Origin of the sequence: Pseudoalteromonas sp. XI10 (genome assembly GCF_001469895.1) — a bacterium.
In the GTDB taxonomy this organism is placed as follows: Bacteria; Pseudomonadota; Gammaproteobacteria; order Enterobacterales; family Alteromonadaceae; genus Pseudoalteromonas.
The window spans coordinates 110,453-133,986 of record NZ_LOPY01000009.1 but is presented as its reverse complement, the minus strand read 5'-3'; the positions used below and the strand labels follow the sequence as shown (position 1 = coordinate 133,986).

At 41.6% G+C, this 23,534-nt stretch carries 21 protein-coding genes; 13 read left to right on the top strand and 8 right to left on the bottom strand.

What is annotated here, in order from left to right:
* Positions 1–131: 131 nt before the first annotated feature.
* From AUR67_RS01675 to priA, 5 genes are all read right to left on the bottom strand, one after another.
* The gene (locus AUR67_RS01675; protein WP_058583855.1) at positions 132–506 is read right to left on the bottom strand and encodes a gamma-butyrobetaine hydroxylase-like domain-containing protein; all 375 of its coding nucleotides are present in this window, start codon (positions 504–506) and stop codon (positions 132–134) included.
* 76 nt (positions 507–582) lie between these two features.
* Positions 583–1,911, bottom strand: a complete 1,329-nt coding sequence (gene hslU, locus AUR67_RS01670; protein ID WP_054563327.1) for an HslU--HslV peptidase ATPase subunit — start codon at positions 1,909–1,911, stop codon at positions 583–585.
* Between the two features lie 11 nt (positions 1,912–1,922).
* Positions 1,923–2,441, bottom strand: coding sequence for an ATP-dependent protease subunit HslV (hslV, locus tag AUR67_RS01665; RefSeq protein ID WP_054552816.1), 519 nt, complete (start codon positions 2,439–2,441; stop codon positions 1,923–1,925).
* 80 nt (positions 2,442–2,521) lie between these two features.
* Positions 2,522–3,049 carry an SPOR domain-containing protein gene (locus tag AUR67_RS01660; protein ID WP_054563328.1) on the bottom strand — a complete coding sequence of 176 codons (528 nt, stop codon included), beginning with the start codon at positions 3,047–3,049 and terminating at the stop codon, positions 2,522–2,524.
* Positions 3,050–3,065: 16 nt separating this feature from the next.
* Positions 3,066–5,246: a primosomal protein N' gene (gene priA / locus AUR67_RS01655; protein WP_058583854.1), complete on the bottom strand. Its 2,181-nt coding sequence runs from the start codon at positions 5,244–5,246 to the stop codon at positions 3,066–3,068.
* A gap of 233 nt (positions 5,247–5,479) precedes the next feature.
* Between priA and rpmE the strand changes: the two genes are divergently transcribed.
* Together rpmE and AUR67_RS01645 are read left to right on the top strand one after the other, a co-directional pair.
* Positions 5,480–5,695, top strand: a complete 216-nt coding sequence (gene rpmE, locus AUR67_RS01650; protein WP_036973208.1) for a 50S ribosomal protein L31 — start codon at positions 5,480–5,482, stop codon at positions 5,693–5,695.
* Between the two features lie 536 nt (positions 5,696–6,231).
* The gene (locus AUR67_RS01645) at positions 6,232–7,473 is read left to right on the top strand and encodes a malic enzyme-like NAD(P)-binding protein (RefSeq protein WP_058583853.1); all 1,242 of its coding nucleotides are present in this window, start codon (positions 6,232–6,234) and stop codon (positions 7,471–7,473) included.
* Positions 7,474–7,566: 93 nt separating this feature from the next.
* On the opposite strand, the gene metJ is transcribed toward AUR67_RS01645, so the two are convergent.
* The gene (gene metJ / locus AUR67_RS01640; RefSeq protein ID WP_054563330.1) at positions 7,567–7,887 is read right to left on the bottom strand and encodes a met regulon transcriptional regulator MetJ; all 321 of its coding nucleotides are present in this window, start codon (positions 7,885–7,887) and stop codon (positions 7,567–7,569) included.
* Between the two features lie 224 nt (positions 7,888–8,111).
* Here metJ and metB point away from each other — a divergent pair, with 224 nt between their 5' ends.
* Positions 8,112–9,371: a cystathionine gamma-synthase gene (metB, locus tag AUR67_RS01635; RefSeq protein WP_058583852.1), complete on the top strand. Its 1,260-nt coding sequence runs from the start codon at positions 8,112–8,114 to the stop codon at positions 9,369–9,371.
* 5 nt (positions 9,372–9,376) lie between these two features.
* Positions 9,377–11,722 carry a bifunctional aspartate kinase/homoserine dehydrogenase II gene (metL, locus tag AUR67_RS01630; protein ID WP_058583851.1) on the top strand — a complete coding sequence of 782 codons (2,346 nt, stop codon included), beginning with the start codon at positions 9,377–9,379 and terminating at the stop codon, positions 11,720–11,722.
* Between the two features lie 83 nt (positions 11,723–11,805).
* On the opposite strand, the gene AUR67_RS01625 is transcribed toward metL, so the two are convergent.
* Positions 11,806–14,310, bottom strand: coding sequence for a penicillin-binding protein 1A (locus AUR67_RS01625; protein WP_058583850.1), 2,505 nt, complete (start codon positions 14,308–14,310; stop codon positions 11,806–11,808).
* A gap of 132 nt (positions 14,311–14,442) precedes the next feature.
* Between AUR67_RS01625 and AUR67_RS01620 the strand changes: the two genes are divergently transcribed.
* The 9 genes from AUR67_RS01620 to AUR67_RS01580 all read left to right on the top strand — a co-directional run bounded on the left by AUR67_RS01620 (position 14,443) and on the right by AUR67_RS01580 (position 23,376).
* Positions 14,443–15,522, top strand: a complete 1,080-nt coding sequence (locus tag AUR67_RS01620) for a pilus assembly protein PilM (RefSeq protein ID WP_054563334.1) — start codon at positions 14,443–14,445, stop codon at positions 15,520–15,522.
* Positions 15,510–16,082 carry a PilN domain-containing protein gene (locus AUR67_RS01615; protein ID WP_055197505.1) on the top strand — a complete coding sequence of 191 codons (573 nt, stop codon included), beginning with the start codon at positions 15,510–15,512 and terminating at the stop codon, positions 16,080–16,082. The genes AUR67_RS01620 and AUR67_RS01615 overlap by 13 nt, the downstream gene beginning before the upstream one ends.
* Positions 16,072–16,677 carry a type 4a pilus biogenesis protein PilO gene (locus AUR67_RS01610; protein ID WP_054563336.1) on the top strand — a complete coding sequence of 202 codons (606 nt, stop codon included), beginning with the start codon at positions 16,072–16,074 and terminating at the stop codon, positions 16,675–16,677. The genes AUR67_RS01615 and AUR67_RS01610 overlap by 11 nt, the downstream gene beginning before the upstream one ends.
* Positions 16,674–17,210: a pilus assembly protein PilP gene (locus tag AUR67_RS01605; RefSeq protein ID WP_054563337.1), complete on the top strand. Its 537-nt coding sequence runs from the start codon at positions 16,674–16,676 to the stop codon at positions 17,208–17,210. Before AUR67_RS01610 ends, AUR67_RS01605 begins: the two co-directional genes overlap by 4 nt.
* Entirely contained in the window at positions 17,197–19,290 is a 2,094-nt protein-coding gene (locus AUR67_RS01600) for a type IV pilus secretin PilQ (protein ID WP_082665544.1), read from the top strand. The genes AUR67_RS01605 and AUR67_RS01600 overlap by 14 nt, the downstream gene beginning before the upstream one ends.
* A 179-nt stretch (positions 19,291–19,469) precedes the next feature.
* Positions 19,470–19,988 (top strand): shikimate kinase AroK, encoded by a 519-nt coding sequence (gene aroK / locus AUR67_RS01595; protein WP_036973192.1) that lies wholly within the window; start codon positions 19,470–19,472, stop codon positions 19,986–19,988.
* 27 nt (positions 19,989–20,015) lie between these two features.
* Positions 20,016–21,086, top strand: a complete 1,071-nt coding sequence (gene aroB / locus AUR67_RS01590; RefSeq protein WP_058583849.1) for a 3-dehydroquinate synthase — start codon at positions 20,016–20,018, stop codon at positions 21,084–21,086.
* On the top strand, positions 21,086–22,480 hold the full coding sequence (locus AUR67_RS01585) for an SPOR domain-containing protein (RefSeq protein WP_058583848.1): 1,395 nt from the start codon (positions 21,086–21,088) through the stop codon (positions 22,478–22,480). Before aroB ends, AUR67_RS01585 begins: the two co-directional genes overlap by 1 nt.
* A gap of 53 nt (positions 22,481–22,533) precedes the next feature.
* Positions 22,534–23,376: a Dam family site-specific DNA-(adenine-N6)-methyltransferase gene (locus AUR67_RS01580; RefSeq protein ID WP_058583847.1), complete on the top strand. Its 843-nt coding sequence runs from the start codon at positions 22,534–22,536 to the stop codon at positions 23,374–23,376.
* Here AUR67_RS01580 and AUR67_RS01575 read toward each other — a convergent pair.
* Complete coding sequence (locus tag AUR67_RS01575) at positions 23,348–23,533, bottom strand: DUF2970 domain-containing protein (protein WP_054563341.1); 186 nt, start codon at positions 23,531–23,533, stop codon at positions 23,348–23,350. The two genes, AUR67_RS01580 and AUR67_RS01575, sit on opposite strands and share 29 nt — an antisense overlap.
* Position 23,534 lies beyond the last annotated feature (1 nt).

The window sequence follows — 23,534 nt, the reverse complement described above, 5'->3', positions numbered from 1 at the left end:
TTGAGGCAATAAAACCTCGTTGATAACAAGGCAAAAATTTCGTTATTTAGTTGTTCTAAATGAGAAATTTTTAACGCAGTTAGCGACAGGTTTAATCCCTCAAAATGATTAAGTATTATTGCGGGTTGGTATTAAGGCACAAACTTAATAGGCACGCTGTCTTTGCTTGCTTCGTGTTCAGAGACTCTTGTTTGGTATTGCTGCCAAAGCTCATCATGGTTAGCTTGCAGCTCACTTAAATAGTGCCAGCTGAATAAACCGCTATTATGATTATCGCTAAACACCAGTCGAATCGCATAATGACCAACCGGCTCAATCTTGCTAATTCCTACTCGTTGCTTACCAAGTACTAGTTTCATAGGTTCATTGCCATGACCTTGTACTTCAGCAGAAGGTGAGTGAACACGCAAAAATTCAGCACTAAATTGAGCAATAGTCTGGTCATCAAAATGAACATCTAATACTTTGCTAACGCTGTGATAATGCACTTTAGTGACTTCTTTCATGTGAGCCTCGAATCTACGATTTATAAACTAAAAAGCCTCCAACAGGAGGCTTTTAATTATAACGCTAATTTGTTGATTAAAGAATGAAGCGACTTAAGTCTTCATCTTCAACAAGTGCACCTAAATGCTGCTCAACGTAATTGGCATCAATTGTTAGTGTTGAACCTGCTTTTTCTGAAGCATCAAATGAAATTTCTTCCATTAGTTTTTCCATCACTGTGTGCAAGCGACGGGCACCGATGTTTTCGGTTTTCTCATTTACTTGCCAAGCTGCTTTTGCGATACGTTCAATGGCATCATCAGTAAACTCAACGTCAACTTGCTCTGTTTTTAACAGCTCACGTTGTTGCTCAGTTAATGAAGCATGAGGCTCAGTTAAGATACGTTTAAAGTCATCAGCACTTAGCGCTTCAAGCTCAACGCGAATTGGTAAACGGCCTTGCAGCTCTGGGATCATGTCTGATGGTTTAGACATTTGGAATGCGCCAGATGCGATAAATAACATGTGGTCAGTTTTAACCATGCCATGTTTAGTGCTTACTGTTGAACCTTCGATTAATGGTAGTAAGTCGCGCTGTACACCTTCGCGGCTAACATCTGGGCCAGATGCTTCACCACGTTTACAGATTTTATCGATCTCATCGATAAACACGATACCGTTTTGTTCAACTGCGAAGATAGCTTGCTCTTTTAACTCTTCAGGGTTAACAAGTTTTGCTGCTTCTTCTTCAACTAATAGCTTGAACGCTTCTTTGATTTTTAGCTTACGGTTGCTGCGCTTATCGCCACCCATGTTTTGGAACATGCTCTGAAGCTGGTTGGTCATTTCTTCCATACCAGGAGGAGCCATGATCTCAACATTTGGCTGAGCTTGTGCAACATCGATATCAATTTCTTTATCGTCTAACTGACCTTCACGTAATTTTTTACGGAAAGATTGGCGAGTAGAAGAGTTCTCTTCTGTTTTTGACTCACCAAAGGTATCGCGTGCTGGTGGTAAAAGAGCATCTAAAATACGCTCTTCTGCCGCTTCTTCAGCGCGATGTTTGAATTTTTTGGTTTGCTGTTCACGCGTCATTTTAATTGAGATATCAACTAAATCACGGATGATCGTTTCAACTTCTTTACCAACATAGCCCACTTCGGTGAACTTTGTTGCTTCAACTTTAATAAAAGGCGCATTAGCAAGTTTAGCTAGGCGGCGAGCAATTTCAGTTTTACCCACACCTGTTGGGCCAATCATTAAAATGTTTTTTGGTGTTACTTCACTACGTAAATCATCGCTCAGTTGCATACGGCGCCAGCGGTTACGTAGCGCGATTGAAACTGCTTTTTTAGCTTTAGCTTGGCCAATAATATGTTGATCAAGCTCGTGAACGATTTCTCTTGGCGTCATCTCAGACATGGCAGTTCCTATTACAATTCTTCAATAGTTTGGAAATTATTCGTGAATACGCAGATGTTGCCTGCAATAGTAAGGCTTTTCTCTACAATGTCACGTGCACTTAGGTCGGTGTTTTCTAGTAGCGCTGTGGCTGCTGATTGCGCGAAGTTACCACCACTGCCAATCGCAATTAGGTCGTTTTCTGGCTGCACAACATCACCGTTACCTGTGATAATTAATGAAGCAGTTTCGTCTGCAACTGCTAATAGTGCTTCGAGCTTTCTAAGTGCACGATCACTACGCCAATCTTTGGCCATTTCTACGGCAGCTTTGGTTAAGTTGCCTTGGTGCATTTCTAGTTTGCTTTCAAATCGTTCGAAAAGGGTGAAGGCATCAGCTGTACCGCCAGCGAAACCAGCGATTACTTTGCCATTATAAAGACGTCGAACTTTGCGGGCGTTGCCCTTCATTACGGTGTTACCAAGTGAAACTTGGCCGTCGCCACCAATAACGACCTTGTCGTCGCGGCGTACACTTACAATAGTGGTCATGATTATTCCTCATCATCGAGCGGCAAGGCCGCTCGTAAAAAGCGATTGATGAGGTGTTTATATGGGTGAATGAACTAAAATCAAGTCCAAAGCCAAATTCCGCAGCCCATTATTTTGATGCGTTTAAGTTTATTCTTGTCACTTTCGGCTAAACGTTTGGTTTCGTATGGGCCTAAGCGCACTTTATACCAAACACCATTGCTGCCTTGTGTTTTCTTAACTTCGGCCACTAAGCCGGCAAAAGCGATTTTAGCTTTTAATGTTTGTGCTTGCTCTAATGTTCTAAAAGAGCCGCATTGCATTACATATGGACCTTTTTGTTCAATCTCTTTTACTTCAACCTGAACTTCGTGCTCTTTAATTTCTTTGATAAATTCAGGTGTCTTAGGTGGTGGAATAACTACTTCTTCTTTTTTAGTCGGGTTTGCTTGCTGCTCTACTAACTCAGGATCAGCATTATGTTTGATATACCATAGGCCGTAACCAAACCCGCCTACTAAGATAAGCGCAATTAAAACAAGAATAATAGGGAAGGGCTTTTTCGCCGGGGCTTGTTTTTTATTATTTCGATTTGCTGGTTTTTTATTTATGTAATCGTGTTGTGCCATGACTCTTAATTGGCCTTTAAATCATATCTATAGGATCAACATCTAAGCTCCAACGCACCTTTTGCGCTAATTTACTGGTACTTATATAGTCGACCATTTGCGCTAAATATTGGTGTAAGTGGGAGCGTTCCTGCGCCTGAATATGTAACTGAAAGCGATATTTACCTGCTACACGTTCCAGTGGTGCAGGTATCGGACCGAGCAATTGTATACCAGATACGTTCTGGACAGGAACCAAATCAGTTAAAAAATCCATCACTTGATTTATGTTATGTCCTTCGGCACGAACCATAGCCATATTTGTGATTGGCGGAAGCTGTGCGTCTTCTCGCTCTGTCAGTGCGTAACGGGCAAAATCTTGGTAACCATTATTAACTAAGTCTTGCAGTAGCGGGTGCTCAGGAAAGTGAGTTTGCAATAATACTTGCCCAGGTTCACCACTGCGACCAGCACGGCCTGCCACTTGCGTAACAAGTTGCGCTAAATGCTCTGTGGCGCGAAAGTCACACGAATATAATCCACTGTCGACATCTAGGATTAAAACAAGGCTAACATCGGCAAAGTGGTGGCCTTTTGCCAACATTTGCGTGCCAACTAAGATACGCGCACCGCCTTGGTTAATATCATCAAGGGCTTTTTCTAAGCTGCCTTTACGACGTGTTGAATCTCGGTCAATACGACTAATCGGAATGTCAGGGAAGGTTTGTGTTAAAAATTCTTCGATTTGTTCAGTGCCTTTGCCATTTGGAAAAATCTGCGTGCTGCCGCAATCGGGGCATTGATGGGGCACCTGATGTTGTTCACCACAGTGGTGACAAATCATCTGGCCAATGGCTTTATGAAAGGTTGCACTGGTGCTACAACGTGAGCACTCACTTAGCCAACCACACTCATGGCATATAAGGGTAGGCGAAAAACCACGACGGTTTAAAAACACCATCACTTGCTTGCCACGTTCTAAATGCTGGCGCATATAGGCAAGGCTAGCATGGGCAATCCCCGCCTGCTCAGGCTGACCTTTCATGTCCATTAATTGGAACTGGTTATCAGCACTGGTTTGGGCGCGTTCAGTGAGGCTCAACAGCTGATATTTGTTATTAATTGCTTTATGTAAGGTCTCAAGTGCTGGTGTGGCACTACCTAAAACCAGCGGAATATTATGCTGGTATGCCCTATAAGCGGCTAAATCTCTAGCATGATAGCGCAATGTATCTTGTTGTTTAAACGAGCTGTCGTGCTCTTCATCAACGATGATCATGCCAAGAGATAAAAAGGGTAAGAAAATACTCGAACGTGTGCCGATCACTATAGCGCAGCTGCCTTTTTCACAAAAACGCCAAGTTTGTAAGCGTTCGTTATCTGTCAGTGCTGAGTGCCATAGCATAATTGGTGTATCAGGAAAGCGACGACGAAAACGGTTGACTGTTTGAGGTGTTAAGCCAATTTCAGGCACTAATACTAAGGCTTGCTGACCTTTTTTTAGCACTTCTTCTAGGCATTGCAAATACACTTCGGTTTTACCACTTCCGGTAACTCCTTCAAGCAAAAAGCTGGTAAAGCCACAAGCTTGGTTAATGCTGGTGCAGGCAACTGCTTGCTCTTTATTAAGCACCGGCTTGCTACCAACAGTCGGCGCGCGTTGCTGCCATTGGTTATCATGTTCAATAAACTGAGTGATCAGTTCTTTATCGAGCAGACTGTCGATGGTTTTTTTGGTAAATCCGAGTGCTTTTAATTCTGTAACTGATGATTTGCCCGATTCGGCTAGCTGCTTTAATAAATTTAACTGGGTTTTTGCTTTCAGCGACGGCAGCTTTGCACCTTTATCGGTCAGCTCAACCATGTTAATGCTGGTTTTATCTGGGCATTCGCCTTGCCTTAATGCAGCCGGAAGTGCCGTATGAATGGTCTCGCCCAATGGGTAACAGTAGTAGCGTGCTGTGAATTTTAGTAATGCTAAATGTTGCTCAGATAAAACAGGCGTGTCGTCTATAACATCAATAATCGGCTTGATTTTGTCAGCAGGAACATCGGTTGATGTTTTAAGAGCCAAGACCACGGCAACCTTTTTTTGACTACCAAATGGCACGCGAACCCGCATACCAGGCTTTAACTCAGGGCTATGCAGCAGCTGTTCAACTTTATAATCGAAGGTACGCTGTAAAGGGACTTTTATGGCAACTTCTACAAAGTGCATAACAACTCAACTGAAACAAAGATAGAAAGATAATGTACTAAAATTACTGTTAAAAACCTACCAACAAATACTGAACAACAGCCCACTTGATTATTTTTTTAGCGAAAGATGCATTTAAAGCTTGTCGCAAGGTCACTTGAGCTATAAAATACGCGGCCTATTAATTGTATTAACTGCGTATGGTGCCAGACTTCGGGTTTGGAGAGCGATACGGCCTTAACTAGAGGTTCCCTATGAAAGAAGGTATTCACCCTAAGTACGAAGCTATCACTGCAACTTGTTCATGTGGTAACAAATTCGAAACTAGCTCAACTCTTTGTAAAGACATCCACTTAGACGTATGTTCTGAGTGTCACCCGTTTTACACTGGTAAGCAAAAGATTTTAGACACTGGCGGCCGTGTTGATCGTTTCAACAAGCGCTTCGGTGCACTTAGCAGCAAGAAGTAATCTCTGCTGTTTAGTTAAAAAAAGCACCTTAGGGTGCTTTTTTTATGCCTAAAATTCACAAAACTCATTATTAACACTGCCACTTACTTATCATCTTCACTTATGTATCTTGCATAACTATTTCTGGTTGTTATGCCCATTATGTCGCTAATTTTGCAGACAAAGTGCCATCCCTTGGCTATATTCTTTTTTTGTATAAACTTTCATAAAAGTTATTAAAAATAATAAATTTAAATAACTTTGTGAGTAAATGCTGTGAACTTCGTTGAAATGGCTATTTTGGGCTAATTTCGGCTAATTGCAGTGTACGTGCGTATAAAATACAAAAACACGTGCTTAAAAGGTCATAAATAGGTGAATTTTTATGTCTGATTAATCGCAACTATGCGCAGAAATTGTTGGGAAATCCTTTAAAATTAAGCGATATAGCATATAACAGGATAGACCTGATAATACTTGGAATTTTTATACATTACAGGTATCGTACTGATGCAAGCTCTCTCACTTTTTAACTTTTTGCAGGATACTATCGCGTTATGTCAGATTTTCGTGAACAAGCATTACATTACCACGCTCACCCCGTTCCAGGTAAAATTAGTGTTGAACTAACCAAGCCAGCCGAAACGGTTAACGATCTCGCTTTAGCTTATAGCCCAGGTGTGGCTGAACCAGTCCGTGAAATTGCTGCTGATCCAGCAAATGCCTATAAATACACAGGCAAAGGTAACATGGTTGCGGTTATTTCAAACGGTACCGCAATTTTAGGTTTAGGTAACTTAGGTCCGCTTGCATCAAAACCTGTAATGGAAGGTAAAGCGTTACTATTCAAACGTTTTGCTGGCCTTGACTCAATTGATATTGAAGTTAAACACCGCACAACAGAAGATTTCATTAATACGGTTGCTAACATCGCTGATACGTTTGGTGGTATCAACCTTGAAGACATTAAAGCGCCAGAGTGTTTTGAAATCGAAAAAGCGCTTATCGAGCGCTGTGATATTCCAGTTTTCCACGATGACCAACATGGTACAGCTATTGTGACTGCTGCTGGTATGCTTAACGCTCTTGAAGTGCAAGGTAAAGACATCGAAGATGCCATCATCGTATGTTTAGGTGCCGGTGCTGCTGCTGTTGCTTGTATGGAGCTTTTAATTAAATGTGGCGCACTACGTGAACATATTTATATGCTTGACCGTAAAGGTGTGATCCATACACGTCGTGATGACTTAAACGAGTATAAGCAATTATTTGCTAACAATACCGATAAGCGTACATTACAAGATGTTATTGCTGATGCTGACGTATTCGTTGGTGTATCAGGTCCTAACCTATTAGCTGCAGATGATCTTAAGCTGATGGCAGATAAGCCAGTCGTGTTTGCATGCTCAAACCCAGACCCTGAGATTGCTCCAGAAGTTGCACACAGTGCGCGTAAAGATTTAATTATGGCAACGGGTCGTTCAGATTTCCCTAACCAAGTAAATAACGTGCTTTGTTTCCCATTCATTTTCCGTGGTGCGTTAGATGTTCGTGCAACGGCAATTAATGATGAAATGAAAATTGCTGCAGTTCACGCGATTCGTGGTATCGCGAAAGAGCCTGTACCAAGTGAAGTATTAAAAGCGGCTGGTGTTGAGTCACTTGAGTTTGGTGCCGAGTACATCATTCCTAAGCCAATGGACCCGCGTTTATTACCACGTATTGCACGTGCTGTTGCTGAAGCAGCAGTAGAGTCGGGCGTGGCGCAAATCGACATGCCAGAAGATTACATGCGTTAAATTTAATTAGTTATAACGCGCAATAAAAAACTCAGCCTAGGCTGAGTTTTTTTATATCTGCGATTATCGGCGGTGATCCGATGGCCGAAATACTTATTCTGAATCAAGTACTGGGATATCTAACCCCATTTCTTGCATAATTTTTTTAACTTCTTCAGGTACCTTTTCAGGGTTGTCTTTACGTAGGTCGTCATCATTTGGTAATGGTTGACCTGTAAAAGCATGTAAGAAAGCTTCACACAATAACTCACTGTTCGTCGCATGACGCAGGTTATTGATCTGGCGGCGTGTACGCTCGTCAGTTAATACTTTTAATACGTTAAGTGGGATCGATACGGTAATCTTTTTTACTTGTTCTGATTTTTTACCGTGTTCTGCATATGGGTGAATGTATTCACCGTTCCATTTAGCCATAAGTTGTTTCGTTGCCTCGGTTGTCAGTGATTTACGCCTTATTCACAGCGCAAGATGCGGAAATTCTATCTCTTTAAAAAAGATAGTCAAATACTAGTTATTTAGCCATCTAGTGGTGTAAATGTATAAACTTCTATGTGTGAGCCATAAATGCTTTGACTTCTCATATTTGATCATCTAACCTTTTAGACGTCTAAACATCCAATTTAAGAATAGGTGATGAAATGAGCGAAAAAAATAAAGCGACGATTGCTGTTCGTCACGGCATCGAAGCCGATAAACATCATGGTGCGGTTGTACCACCAATTTACTTATCAACCACCTATTCGTTTGCTGATTTTGATACTAAGCGCCAGTATGACTATGGTCGCAGCGGTAATCCAAATCGCGATATCTTAGCTGAAACCTTAGCAGAGCTTGAAGGTGGTGCTAGAGGTATTATAACTGCAACAGGTATGTCTGCAGTGCATTTAGCCACTCAGCTATTAAACAGTGACGATACGTTAGTGATCCCACATGACTGTTATGGCGGTAGTTATCGTTTATTCACCTCGCTTGAAAAACGTGGCCTGTTAAAACTAAAAGTTTTGGATTTAACTAAAACTGAAAATCTCCAAGAAATTTTAGCGATTAAACCTAAGTTGATTTGGATTGAAACGCCAAGTAACCCAATCTTGCGTTTAACAGATATTAAAGCAATCACTAGCATTGCTAAGCAGTGCGGTGCTTTGGTTGCGGCTGACAACACCTTCTTATCACCTGCATTACAAAACCCAATTGAGTTTGGTGTTGATATTGTTGTGCACTCAACCACTAAATACATCAATGGTCACTCTGATGTAGTGGGCGGTGCAGTGATTGCTGCAACACAAGAGCTAGGCGATGAGCTTGCTTGGTGGGCGAATAATATCGGTATTACTGGTGCACCATTTGACAGCTACTTAACGCTTCGTGGTTTACGTACTTTAAATGTACGTTTAAAGCAGCACCAAGAAAATGCCTTTGCCATTGCTGAGTATTTAGAGAGTTCACCTTATGTAAGCCAAGTTTACTACCCAGGCCTTGCTTCTCACCCACAACATGAGCTTGCTAAAGCACAGCAACGTGGTTTTGGTGGCATGGTGAGCTTTGATATTAAAGGCGACATTAACGATGCTGCTACGTTTTTAACTAGCCTTAAAGATTTTAGCCTTGCTGAGTCGTTAGGTGGGGTAGAAAGCTTGATTTGTCACCCTGCAACAATGACCCACGCAGGCATGGAGCCTAAAGCGCGCCTTGAAGCCGGTGTGGGCGATACGTTGATCCGTATTTCTGTAGGCATTGAAGACGTAAAAGATCTCATTGCAGATTTAGACCGTGTTTTCAATTTAGTAAAACCAGGTCAAGGCCAGCAAGTTACAAAAGCTGAAGCTAAGCAAACACAGCAAGATACACAGCAAAACGCGTCATTTAAGTTAACGCCAGCACATACGGCATTGTGGTAGAAGAAATGGTAAATATTGTTCATAAATTTGGTGGCTCAAGCTTAAGCTCGGCAGATCGTTACCATGCGGTAGCGAACATTGTTCTTGCTAATACTGAGCAGGGCGATTGCGTAGTTGTGTCGGCATCGGGTAAAACAACCGATACCTTAGTAAAGCTTTGGCAAAGTTACCAGCAGCAAGATAGCCAGGCTGTTAGCGATATTCTATTGCTTATTGATAACAATCAACGGGCTTTAATTGAGCAGCTACTTACAGGTCAGAATAAACAACAGGCTTTGGCACAGTTAAAAGATGAACTTGCCGTATTAAATGAATTAATTAGTCAGCAGCAGTTACTTGAAGCACCTTTACTTGCTCATGGTGAAGTGTGGTCGGCGCGGTTATTGGCCGCTTACCTAAATCAGTTAGGTGTTGATGCGCAAGATGTTGATGCAAGGCAGTTATTTACTCTAAATGATGGTCAGCTTTTACATCAAAAAAACCAACAGCAATGCAGTGATGCGATTAGCAGAAAACATATCAACGTAGTAACGGGTTTTATAGCTGCAGATTGCCAAGGTAATACGGTGACATTAGGCCGCAATGGCAGTGATTACAGTGCCACCTTGTTAGCGAGTTATACTTTTGCTAAGCAAGTGTCTATCTGGACAGACACACAAGGTGTATTTAGTACTGACCCTCGTAAAGTTAAAAATGCAGTTAAGTATGCCAAGGTGTGCCGCGAGCAAGCTAACTTATTAGCGCGTTTAGGTAACCCAGTATTGCATGCAAAAACCTTGTCGCCGTTAAAAGACACAGAAATTAAATTGGTGGTAAGAAGTAGTTTTGATTGTGATGCAACGCCAACCGAAGTAGTAAAAGAAGGTTACAGTAAAGCAAAGCGTTTTATTACTACCTTGGATAACATCGATTTATTACGGGTTGATAAACTAAGCAGTGGTGAAGTCGGTGAACTTAGTCAGTTAATTCAACACAGCCTGCACCACTTTACTAAAGATGGCGATACTTACTTATTAGTGCCAGGTCAAAGCACTCATCAAGTTGTAAGCCATTTAGCGGGCCGTGCAAATATTGTCGAGTCTAATTTAAGTGGTTGTGCAGTGGTTGCACCGACGGCTGATGTAATAGCGCTGACAGAGCAAGCGACAGCACTTTTAAAAGAGCAAAGCATTCATCCGCGTTTTGTACAACAAGACGATAACTATGTGTTGATCTTAAACGATCAGGCAATTGATAGTGATGTTTTAACCCTTCTACATGACAAGCTGGTAAACAAAGGTCAAGAGCTGGCTATTATTGTTGCTGGCCTTGGTAATGTAGGCGAAGTGTTCTTATCGCAACTACAAGCTCAGTTTGCTCGTTTATCTGCTCAGTACAAAGTAAAAGTAGTAGCTCTTTTACGCTCTAAACAAATGCTTTTTAGTGCCAGTGGTTTAAATACCGAAACATGGCAAGAGCAGTGGCACAATGAAGCGCAAAGCTACGATAAAGCTGAACTATTAGCACGTATCAATGAGCTAGATTATGAGCACAAAGTGGTGATTGATATCACTGCCAGTGAGGCTTTTAGCCAGTTGTATCCTGATTTTGTAGAGCTTAACTGTCATTTGATCAGTGCAAACAAATATGCGGGCACTGCAGAAAATAGCTGGTATCAAAACCTACGCACTAATTTGGCTGAGCGAAACTTGTTGTGGCGTTATAACACCAGTGTGGGCGCAGGATTACCGATTAACTTTGCTTTAGCTGATTTACAAAATAGCGGTGACAGTATTAACCGTATTGAAGGGGTATTCTCGGGTACTTTATCGTGGTTATGTAGCAGTTACGATGGTAGCGTGCCGTTTTCAGATTTAGTGCTTCAAGCTCAGCAAATGGGCTATACAGAGCCAGATCCTCGTGAAGATTTATCTGGACGTGATATGCAGCGTAAACTGCTAATTTTAGCGCGTGATCTAGGCCTAGATTTAGAGCTAGATGATATTGCTTTAACACCTCTGATGCCTGAACAGCTTGCAGTAGGAAGCTGGCAAGATTTTCTTGCAAACAAACAGCTACTCGATGAATTTATGACAGAAAAAGCAGCCCAAGCTGCGGCAGAAGACAAAGTGGTGCGCTACACCGGTGCTATCACACTCGTTGATGGTAAGATTCAGGCTCAAGTTGGTTTAGTCAATGTTGGCAAAGATGATGTATTAGCAAGCCTTAAACCGGGCGATAACATCTTTGTGATCAATTCGCAGTGGTATACAGATAATGCATTGGTGATCCAAGGCCCAGGAGCGGGTAAAGAAGTCACTGCCGCTGGGGTGCACTCAGACCTATATTGGCTGGTAAATAACCTAAAGTAATTTTGCTGATCTTAGTTTAAATAGCTAAGCAAAAAGCGCCCCAAGGGCGCTTTTTTATTGTTTCAAAATAGCAATTCACTTATTTAGAACAACTCTTCCTCTGTGCTGAGCTTTTCTTCAAATACGTCTGTTGGTTGATCAAGTACGTACTTGGTTGGTGCTGTTCCTTTAATGAAGTACTCAAAACGACTGGTATAGTCATTCTTATGGCTTAAAAGACCTGTTGCTAAGTCGATACGAACCGATACCAAACCTTCAGGAGGCTCAATAGGTGATTCAGGCATGCCATCAAGGGCTGCACGCATAAAGTCGACCCATGCAGGTTGCGCGGTTTTAGCACCAGATTCTGCACCAGAGATTTGTGACTTATCAAGGTTACTATTGTAGGTCGAGCGGCCAAGGGCTTTTCCTGGGTTATCAAAACCAACCCATACCGAGGTCATCACATTGCGGTTAAAGCCACTGAACCAGGTATCAACCGAGTCATTGGTGGTACCTGTTTTACCTGCTAGATCACGACGGTCAAGCGCCTGTGCACGCCAGCCTGTTCCACTCCAGCCGGTTTTGTGAGTCCAGCTGCCACCACCCCAAATTGCGCTATGCATAGCTTGTGAAATTAAGAATGCATTTTGCTTTGAAATGATACGCGGAGCACAACGTGGCGTGCTCACACTTTGTGCTTGATCCAATTGGTTATCATCTAATGATGCAAACTCTGGTGTAACAACTTGCTCTGGTTCATCACAGGCCAGTTCTGGCTCTGCTTTGAATAACACATTACCAGCAGAATCCTGAATTTCAGAAATAAAGTAAGGGGTAATTAAGTGGCCGCCATTGGCGAAAGTACTCATCCCGCGAGCTAGTTCAAGAGGAGTGATTGAGGCACTACCCAGGGCTAATGACTCGCTACGATTAATATCGCTATTTGAAAAGCCAAACTTAAGTAAGTGATCTGCAGTGCGTTCAAGGCCAACACCCCGTAACAGACGCACAGAAATTACGTTTTTCGATTGAGCTAATGCACGGCGAATACGGATTGGGCCATTATAAACAGCAGGGCTGTTCTTAGGTCGCCATGCCACACCTTGGCTTTTATCCCATTGGTTGATTGGCGCATCGTTAAGAATTGAAGCGAGTGTGTAGCCGTTTTCAAGTGCTGCTGAATAAATAAATGGCTTGATGTTTGAACCAACTTGGCGCTTTGCTTGAACTGCGCGATTGTATTGGCTTTGTTCAAAGCTGTAACCACCGACAATGGCTTTAATACGACCATCTTGTGGGTCGAGTGAAACAAGAGCGCTAGATGCTTCTGGCACTTGGCTAAGAATGTAGCTTTCATCTGCATTTTTACGCAGCCAAATTTGCGCTCCCGCTGATAAAATTTCAGTAGCCGTTTTTGGTGCGAAACTTTGACGGTAACGGGTAATATATTTGCGTGCCCATTTTAGACCATCCCACTCGACTGTCACTTGTTCGCCGCTTTTTAATAGCACATCAATTGATTGCTCAGCGACATTAGTTACAACACCAGCTAATAATGGACCAAACTCTTTGACATCTTTTAATTTAGATAAGATCTCTTCTTGGCTAAGTGGACTTTCGTTTTCACTGTCCCATAACTGAGCCGTCGCACCACGGTAGCCATGACGCATGTCGTAAGCGTGTAGGTTATCAACAATGGCATCTTGTGCAGCTTGCTGAATATTTGAATCAACACTGGTGTAAACTTTGAAACCAGTATTGTAAGCACGCTCATGACCATAGCGCTCAACCATTTCAGCACGCACCATCTCAGAGATATAAGGGGCGTACACTTCAATTTCTGCACCATGGAATTTAGCTGTAATTGGCGCATTGATAGCCTCTTCGTATTCATCCTGTGTAATATACTTTTCGGTATACATACGGCCTAGTACAACGTTGCGACGTGCCTTTGCGCGTACTGGGTTGCGAATAGGGTTAAGGGCTGAAGGAGCTTTAGGTAAGCCAGCGATCATCGCCATTTGCGCTAAAGTAAGCTCATTGAGGTCTTTGCCGTAGTAAACTTGTGCTGCTGCACCAATACCAAAAGCTCGGTTACCTAATTCAATTTTATTTAAATATAATTCGAGGATTTCGTCTTTACTTAATATACTTTCAATATGTAAAGCGATGAAGATCTCTTTGACCTTACGAATGTATGCTTTTTCTCTAGTTAAGAAGAAGTTACGGGCAAGCTGCATGGTTATAGTACTTGCGCCTTGTTTCTTTTCGCCTGTAGATATGAGTACAATGGCTGAACGTACGATACCAATTGGATCAATACCAATATGCTCGTAAAAACGGTTATCTTCTGTTGCTAAAATTGCATCGATTAATGGTTGGGGGATTTGATCTATTGTAACGGGAATGCGGCGTTTTTCACCGAATTGGTTAATCAATAATCCATCACGTGAGAATACCTGCATAGGTGTCTGTAATTGAACGTCTTTTAGAACCTGTACGCTAGGAATATCAGGTTTAACGTAATAGTATAGACCAACTAAAGTGATTAGTCCTAAAAATGAGCAGATGATAATAAATTGTAAAGTTCGCTTTAATAAAATCACTTATATTTTCCCTAAATGGACTCCCAATTAGAATCGGAGACTGCTAGTATATATTGATTAAAAAATGAATAATATTTTTTCAGATAAAAATTATAACTTGTTTATTATTAAAACAAAGGCCAAGTTGCAAACATGCTAAGTCAGCTATTTAAAAAGCCTTCATCTATGATGGTAGGAATCGACATCGGATCGCACTGTATAAAAGCAGTGTTGTTGCAAGAGACAGACGCAGGTTTGCGGCTTGAAGCGTTAGCTATTGAACCTATGCCTAAAGGCGCTATGTCTGAGCGTTCTATTCAAGACATAGAGGCGATAGGTAATGTTATCGCTAAACTAAAAAGAAAAATTCCTAAATCAGTGCAAACCGCAGCAGTAGCTGTTTCAGGTCAAACTGTAATTACGAAAGTGATTTTTATGGATGTATCATTAACAGATGCTGAATTAGAGTCACAAATTGCCATCGAAGCTGATAGTTTAATCCCATACCCACTTGATGAAGTAAATATCGATTTTGAAAAACTTGCCATCAATGAAGCTGATCCAAGTAAAGTGAATGTTCTGCTCTCTGCTGCGCGAACTGAAAGTGTGCAAGCGCGAGTTGGTGCTCTTGAAACAGCCAACTTAAAAGCTGCGGTTGTCGATGTAGAAACTTATGCGCTAAGTCGAGCAATGGATGTGTATTATCAACAATTACCTAGTGATGCATACAATAAATGTGTCGCTGTGGTTGATATTGGTGCTGTGCTGATGCTTGTTAGCGTTGTACAAGAAGGTGAAACAATTTACACCCGTGACCAAGTATTTGGTGGCGACCAGTATACCAATAGCATTGTTGCGTATTACAACAAAAGCTTTGATGAAGCTGAAATTGGTAAAACTACAGGTGACTTACCACCAAATTATACCTTCGAAGTTTTAGCCCCATTCCAAACTTCATTGTTACAACAAGTTCGTCGAGCAGTGCAGATGTTCTTAACAACCAGTGGTAAAGATCAAGTTGATTACATTGTTCTGACTGGCGGCACAGCCATGATCGAAGGCTTAGATAGGCTCCTAATTGAAGAGCTAGGCATTCACACCGTTGTTGCTGAACCATTTGCTAACATTGAAATTTCGCCAAAGATTGATCGCAATATGCTGCAGCGTCACCGCACTCAATTTGCGATAGCCACAGGATTGGCATTAAGGAGCTTTTCATCATGCCACATATAAATCTGCTGCCTTGGCGCGAACAACAAAGAAAAGACTCACAAAATAAGTTTGTCACTGTGTTGTTTGGTGTTGTTGTCGTTAGCTTCTTAAGTATGTATTTACTAAGTTCTTTTTATGGCGGATTACGCGATGGGCAAAATGTAAAAAATAACTTTTTGAATACAGAAATCGCTTTATTGAACCAACGTATTCGTGAAATTAACGAACTTGATAAGAAAAAAGAAAACTTACAACAGCGTATGCGTCTAATCGAAGAGCTACAAAGTAACCGTAACCTAGGTACACAAATCATGGATGAAGTCGCCAAGATTGTTCCTGCTGGGGTTTATTTAACGAAACTTGAACGTCGTGATGACCGCATTCATGTAATTGGTCGCAGTGAATCAAATAACCGTTTATCTACCATGCTGCGTCAAGTTCAAAGCTCGTATTTATTAGAACGACCTATTATGCAAGGTATTGTCGCAGGTGAACAAACCTCAAGATTATTGAGTGACTTTAATATGGATTTTTACGTTAAACCATTTGATCAGATAGGTGAGGCACGCAATGAACCTTGATATCAAAGCGTTAACTGACATAGATTGGAATGAAATTGAGCTTGAAAACATGGGCGATTGGCCTATTGCTGTTAAAGCTCTGTGCTGTGCGTTTGTGGCTGCGCTGGTTTTATACTTTAGTTACAGCTTATTAGTTTCTGACGAAATCGCCAGTTATCACAGTGCCGTAGCCAAAGAAACCGAGCTACGTCAAACATACAAAGCAAAATATGCTATTGCGAGTAATTTAGAGATTTATCGCCAGCAAATGGTTGAGATGGAAGATAAGTTCTCGCAGCTTTTAAAACGCTTACCAACCTCGAACGAGACACCTGGTTTGTTAGACGACTTATCTTACGTTGGTACTACTAGTGGTTTGACGTTTTTGAAAATTGGCTGGTTACCTGAAGTTGAAAAAGAGTTTTATACAGAGCTGCCAATTAAAATTGAAGTCGTCGGGACGTACCATGAATTTGGTGAATTTGTTGGTAAAGTTGCTCAGTTACCGCGAATTGTAAGTTTGCATGACTTTACAATCCAAACTCTCGGCAATAATGAACTCACTTTTAGTGTTGTTGCTAAGACTTATCGTTATGAAGGGGGCACTAAAAAATGAAAAAGCTTCCCTTAATTATTGCGATGACACTTGTACTTAGCGCGTGTAATGATGATACTTCAGAACAAAAAGAGTTTATTGATCAAGTTAAAGCAAGTACAACACCTAAAGTTGAACCGATTCCTGAGATCACTAAGTTCGAGCACTTTGCTTATAATGCCGGAAAATTACGTAGTCCATTTGTGGCGCCTAAACCGGAAATTATTCAGAGCAATTTAGTGCAAGTTAAAAACTGCTTACACCCAGACCCTGATCGTGTTCGTCAACCACTTGAAAAGTACCCGCTAGATAACCTTGTTATGCAAGGAACTATTGGCCGTGTTGGTAATACGTGGGCGCTGATAAAAGCAGCAGACGATACGCTTTATCGAGTTACTGTAGGTAATTATATTGGTTTGTATCATGGTGAAATTAAACAAGTGCACGACAATTATATAGAATTATTAGAATTAATCCCGGATGGGGCTGGTTGTTGGAAAGAGCGCCTGACTAAGCTGGAAATGTTAGAGGCGGAAACAAATGGTGCAAGTTAATCTTATGAAAGGTAAAAAGAAGATGCATAAAGGAATGGCTTGGTTAAAACACATGCATAAATTCATGTTAGCTGCATTAGCCTTAATTTTGACGCAGACAGCAATCGCTGCCCCTTTACTGTATGACGTACGTTATAACCCGCTAATGAAAGGCGAAACACAATTACAGCTAGTATTTGATGAAGCGCTGACATTTGAACCAAAAGTTCAGGTGTATAACGCCCCAGCTCGTATTGAAATGCTTTTCAGCAATGTAGGTGTTGATAATGAAGTGCGTGATGTGCCTGTTAACCAAGCAGGTATCCAGCATGTAACCAGTACTTTGACCGCAGACGGTTTAAAAGTTGTTGTAACGTTAGATAAGCTAAAAATTTATAAAACAATGGCGAAAGACAATATCGTTACTTTGCATGTTTCAGATAACCCAATCGCAACGGATGATTCCGCGGATGGACTGACAGCGTCTAGCAACTTTATTAATACAGTACAGTCGATTGATTTTCGCCGTGGTGAGAAGGGCGAAGCACGTCTTTTAGTTTTCTTACAAGATACGCAAGCAGCAATTGATGTTCATGAGAGTGGCGGCAAAATTATTGCTGAGTTCCACCACACTGATATTTTAGACGACTTATTGTATCAATTAGATGTGATGGATTTTGGTACGGTTGTCAGTAACATCGAAACCTTCAAAGAAGGTAATATGACGCGCATTGTGGTTGAACCAAATGCAGCATTTAAGTTTACTCACCAACAAATTGAAAATATCTTTACGCTAACTGTTGAAAAAGATGATACACAGCGTGCCTACCTCGAAGGCGGTATTGAATATCAAGGTCGCCCAATGAGCCTTAACTTCCAAGATATTCCAATTCGCTCTGTGCTACAGATTATTGCGGGCTATAATGAGTTTAACTTAGTAACCAGTGACTCAGTTACAGGCAATATTACATTGCGTTTAGATGGTGTTCCTTGGGATCAGGCACTTGATGTTGTGCTTAAAATTAAAGGTCTTGATAAGCGCATGGACGGTACTATTTTGATGGTTGCACCATCAGAAGAGCTTGCCGCACGTGAAGCTAAAGAGCTTAAGGCAAAACAGCAAGTTGAGGATTTAGAGCCACTTTACAGTGAATATATCCGCCTTAACTATGCTAAAGCTGAAGAGTTTGCTGACTTATTGAAAACAGACACCAACAGCATTATTTCTGCGCGAGGCAGTGTGTCTGTTGATAAACGTACTAATACCTTACTTATCAAAGATACAGCGAAAAGCATCGAAAGCGTGCGCCGTATGGTGGAAACCTTAGATATTCCTGTTAAGCAAGTGGTGATTGAATCACGCATGGTAACAGTGAATGATAACGTGCAAGAAGACTTAGGTGTGCGCTGGGGTATCAGCGATGTAGGTAGCGACGGTGCTATCTCTGGCACATTAGAGGGCGCTGGTGGCATGTTTGGTGCTGGCTCTTACGATAATATCCCAAGTATTTCTGACCGCTTAAATGTTAACTTACCGGTTTCTAGCCCTGCGGGTAGTATTGGTGTTCAAGTAGCTAAATTAGCTAACGGCACAATATTAGACTTAGAGTTAAGTGCCCTTGAAGAAGAGAACCGTGGTGAGATTATCGCAAGTCCTCGTATTACGACGGCCAACCAGCAAAAAGCACGTATTGAGCAAGGTACTGAGATCCCTTACGTTGAAGCAGCGTCAAGTGGTGCAACGACAGTAACCTTCAAAAAAGCAGTATTGAGCTTAGAAGTAACGCCACATATCACCCCTGATAACAAAGTGATTTTAGACCTAGTTATTACGCAAGATACACGTGGTGATACGGTACAAACACCAACGGGTTCTGCTGTGGCAATTAATACCCAAGAGATCCAAACTCAGGTATTAGTAGAAAACGGCCAAACTGTGGTGCTTGGTGGTATCTTCCAACAGCAAATCGTTAACTCAACTAAGAAAGTACCTCTGTTAGGTGATATTCCATACCTTGGTGCGTTGTTCAAAAGTACGAGTGAATTTAACGAGAAGAAAGAGCTGTTAATCTTTGTAACGCCAAAAATTCAAATCGAATAAGTGATTTTTTCTTAAGCAACGAGCAATTAGCATGTTTAATTGCTCGTTATCTGGCTTTTTATGCTAATTGACTTGAAATACCCAAGCAATTACTGAGATAATCCCCTCCTTAATTTTGGGGCCAGGTCGTTAGGCGGGGTTTTATTTCAAATTTTAGAGTTCGTTTGTACTAAAAAGATATGGCTGAGAAACGTAATATATTTCTAGTGGGCCCTATGGGGGCTGGCAAAAGCACAATTGGTCGTCACATTGCTGACCAATTACACCTTGAATTTTTCGATTCAGATCAAGAGATCGAGCGTCGTACTGGAGCAGACATTGCTTGGGTATTCGATCTTGAGGGTGAAGAGGGCTTTCGACTTCGTGAAGAAACTGTAATTTCAGACCTAACTGAGATGCAAGGTATTGTTCTTGCAACTGGCGGTGGTTCTGTGATCAGTAAAGAAGTGCGTAACAAGCTATCTGCTCGCGGTATCGTTGTATACCTAGAGACACCAATCGAAAAGCAAGTTGCACGCACGCAGCGCGACAAGCGTCGCCCATTATTGCAAACAGAAGAAGCACCGCGTGATGTATTAGAACGCTTAGCTGAAGAACGCGAACCGTTATACAAAGAAGTTGCTGATTTTGTTGTCCGCACTGATGAGCAAAGCGCGAAAGTTGTTGCTAATCAAATCATCGAGAAATTAGATTTTTAAAAACCAATAATAAAAAGGAAACTAGCTATGCTTGAATTAACAGTTAATTTGGACGAGCGAAGTTATCCTATTTATATTGGTCAATCTGCTCTTAAAGAGACTGGTCGGCTACGCGAGCACATCGGCGATTGTCGACCTATCATTATCACCAACGACACCATTGCACCTTTATATCTTGATGATGTAATGACGTCGTTGGCTGATCTTAACCCGTTATCTTTTACCATCCCTGATGGCGAACAATATAAATCACTTGAGTGGTTTGAAAAGATATCGGCGTTCTTACTTGAACATAACTGTGGTCGTGATACTTGCCTTATTGCCTTAGGTGGCGGTGTAGTGGGTGATCTCACTGGTTTTGTTGCTGCATGTTATCAGCGTGGCGTGCCTTTTATTCAAGTACCAACTACCTTGCTTTCGCAAGTGGACTCATCGGTTGGTGGTAAAACGGCAGTAAACCATCCACTTGGTAAAAACATGATTGGTGCGTTTTACCAACCACAAGCCGTGTTTATCGATACGCAATCACTTCATACTTTACCTGAGCGTGAATTCGCAGCAGGTATGGCTGAAGTAATTAAATACGGCCTCATTTACGACACCGAATTATTTGCCTACCTAGAGCAAAATATCGCTAACCTTAAATCACTTGATGAGCAAACATTACAGCATGTGATTTACCGTTGTTGTGAAATCAAAGCCTTGATTGTTGCACAAGATGAAAAAGAAGCAGGGTTACGCGCCTTACTTAACCTAGGGCACACCTTTGGTCATGCTATCGAAGCACAAATGGGTTACGGTAATTGGCTACACGGCGAAGCCGTTGCCGCAGGTATGGTGCTGGCAGCACGCCTTGCACATACCCGTGATGACTTAACTGCTGCAGAAGTTGAACGCATTGTTAAATTGATTGCTGAGTATGATTTACCAGTCGATATTCCTGCAGAAATGACAAGCGAGCAGTTTTTAACGCATATGCGTAAAGATAAGAAAAACAAAAAAGGCACTATTCGCTTTATTCTTCCTACCCAATTTGGTCAATGTGCGCTGGTAAGTGATGTTACTGATCAGCAGGTTTGTGATTTAATAGCGCGCTAATGCAATCGCAAATATTGCCTAGCCGTGCTGCGCTAGTTGATCGAATCGCTCTGCAGTTTGAATATGGGCAAAATCTAATTTGCTTACTTGGCCCGTCAGGCCTTGGTAAAAGCTATTTATTAGAAACCTTCATTACTGATAAATACCTCGACTTTAATAAAGCGTTTGTTCAGTTGTCGGGAAAAATGACTGATCAGCAGTTTATGACTGAACTGTTAGAACAAAGCTTTAGCAACCCGCTAATTGATCATTCTTTAAGTTTGTCTGAAAACTTCTATCAACTCTACAAGCAACAGCCTTGTGGTGATTGTTTATGGGTGATTGATGGAGGGCGTCATTTATCTGAAGAGCTAATTCAGCAATTAGAAATTCTTGCCAAGCAAAGCCCGAGCACGTTATACATATTGATTGCATCACAATCGGTCGGCCAGTTTAGCCAAGCGGTCGAAATTCACCTTGAAGCGCTTAACTTGAGCGAAAGTAAGCAACTTATGCGTTGGTTTTTCGATAACCTCCCTGTTGAAGAAGACCCAGTTTTTCGCACCTTTTTACAAGAAGCGCATGGTAACCCTGCCTTATTGCTAGCTTGGCAGCCTGAACAGCAAACTGCGGATATTCGCGCACCCGAGAAAAGCTATAAACTGCTTTATTTAATTTTGCTCTTAATCACAACCATGCTGTTGATCATTGGCTTTTTATATAAAGCAGATATGACCGCGTGGTGGAAAGCACATTACCAACAAGATACAACAAGCTCTGTGGCAACAGCACTGCCTGCAGAAGCAGTAATAAATAGTCCTGTAGCAAGCAAAGAGCCAGTTCCAGAACAATCTCAAGATGAGCTTCAAGCCCAGCAGCCAGTTGCGACTAATGACAACACGACTCAGGCAGCCGAGATGCCAGTTGATGGCTCTGACAGTAAAGACCATGACAATGAAAGTCATAACAATAACGTGGCTGCGATTGTTGATAGCCTTTTGCCAGCAGAGCCAGTTACAAAAGAGACTGAGCAACCAATGGCAGATGAAGTTGTAGCAGCCATCATCAGCGATGCTGAGCAAGCTGAGTCTGCAATTGAAGCAGAGCAGCCATTAGCAGGGAATGCGTGGTATTTGTCTCAGCCAGACGACAATTTTGTAATCCAATTACTAGCGGTTACTAAGCAAGAGATCAGTGATAAGTTTATTAATGAAAATGGCTTGCAAGAGCAGGTAAATACTTACCAAAGCTTACGGAGCGGTAAGCCGTGGTGGATTGTCACTTATGGCAGTTATGCCACACTGAATGATGCTAAGAAGGGCGTAACAACACTTTCTGATAATGTGCGTAAAAATCAGCCGTTTTATAAAAAAATAAGTAAAATTAAACAAGAAATCGCTTCACTAAATCAGTAAATTAAAACTGATTAGTGTAAAATCGCGCAACACCGAATTGAAGTTAAGAGCAGATGCAGCAAAAGACCAGAGCCTTCCTTAAATGGGCGGGTGGAAAATACAGCCTAGTTGAAGATATTCGTACCCGCTTAAAGCAAGCGAGTATGGATGCTGACACCTTAGTTGAACCTTTCGTTGGTGCTGGCTCTGTATTCCTAAATACTGATTTTAAGCATTATATTTTAAATGATATTAATGCGGATCTGATCAACCTGTACACCGAGCTAAAGCGCACGCCTGACGAATTTATTAGCGATGCAAAAAAACTATTTGTAGAGCTCAATAACCATCCTGAAGCCTATTATGAGTACCGTGTTCAGTTTAATCAGAGTAGCGATGTGTATGAGCGCGCAATTTTATTCTTATACATGAATCGTCATGGTTATAACGGTTTGTGCCGCTACAATCTTAAAGGTATTTTTAACGTTCCTTTTGGTAAATATAAGCGCCCGTATTTTCCTGAAAAAGAAATGCACTTCTTTGCTCAAAAAGCCCAGCAAGCCACCTTTACGTGTTTAGGCTATGATGAGGTCTTTAAGCTTATTCCTAATAACGCGGTTGTGTATTGCGATCCACCTTATGTGCCTTTGAGTAAAACAGCTTCATTTACTTCTTACGCTAAAGGCGGTTTCAATTTAGATGATCAAGCTAACTTGGCGAATTTAGCTGAGCAGGCTGCATTCGAAAATAACACGCCGGTACTTATTTCTAACCACGATACGGTGTGGACTCGTAAGATCTACAGCCAAGCATCACTGGATGAAATTCAGGTAAAGCGCACGATTAGCCCGAAGGGCGGTTCACGCAATAAAGTGAATGAGCTAATGGCTATGTATTTAGCACCAAAGAAACGGTGAAATAAATCGCTGCTACAAACAGGCTGAATAAAACGAGGGCAATGACGATAATAGTACTGAGCGAATGCTCTTTAAAGTCAGCTTGACGCTTATTTTCTGATTGCACACCAAAAAATGCCGCAAAGACACTTTGTAATGCACTAATGAATTTGTTCATG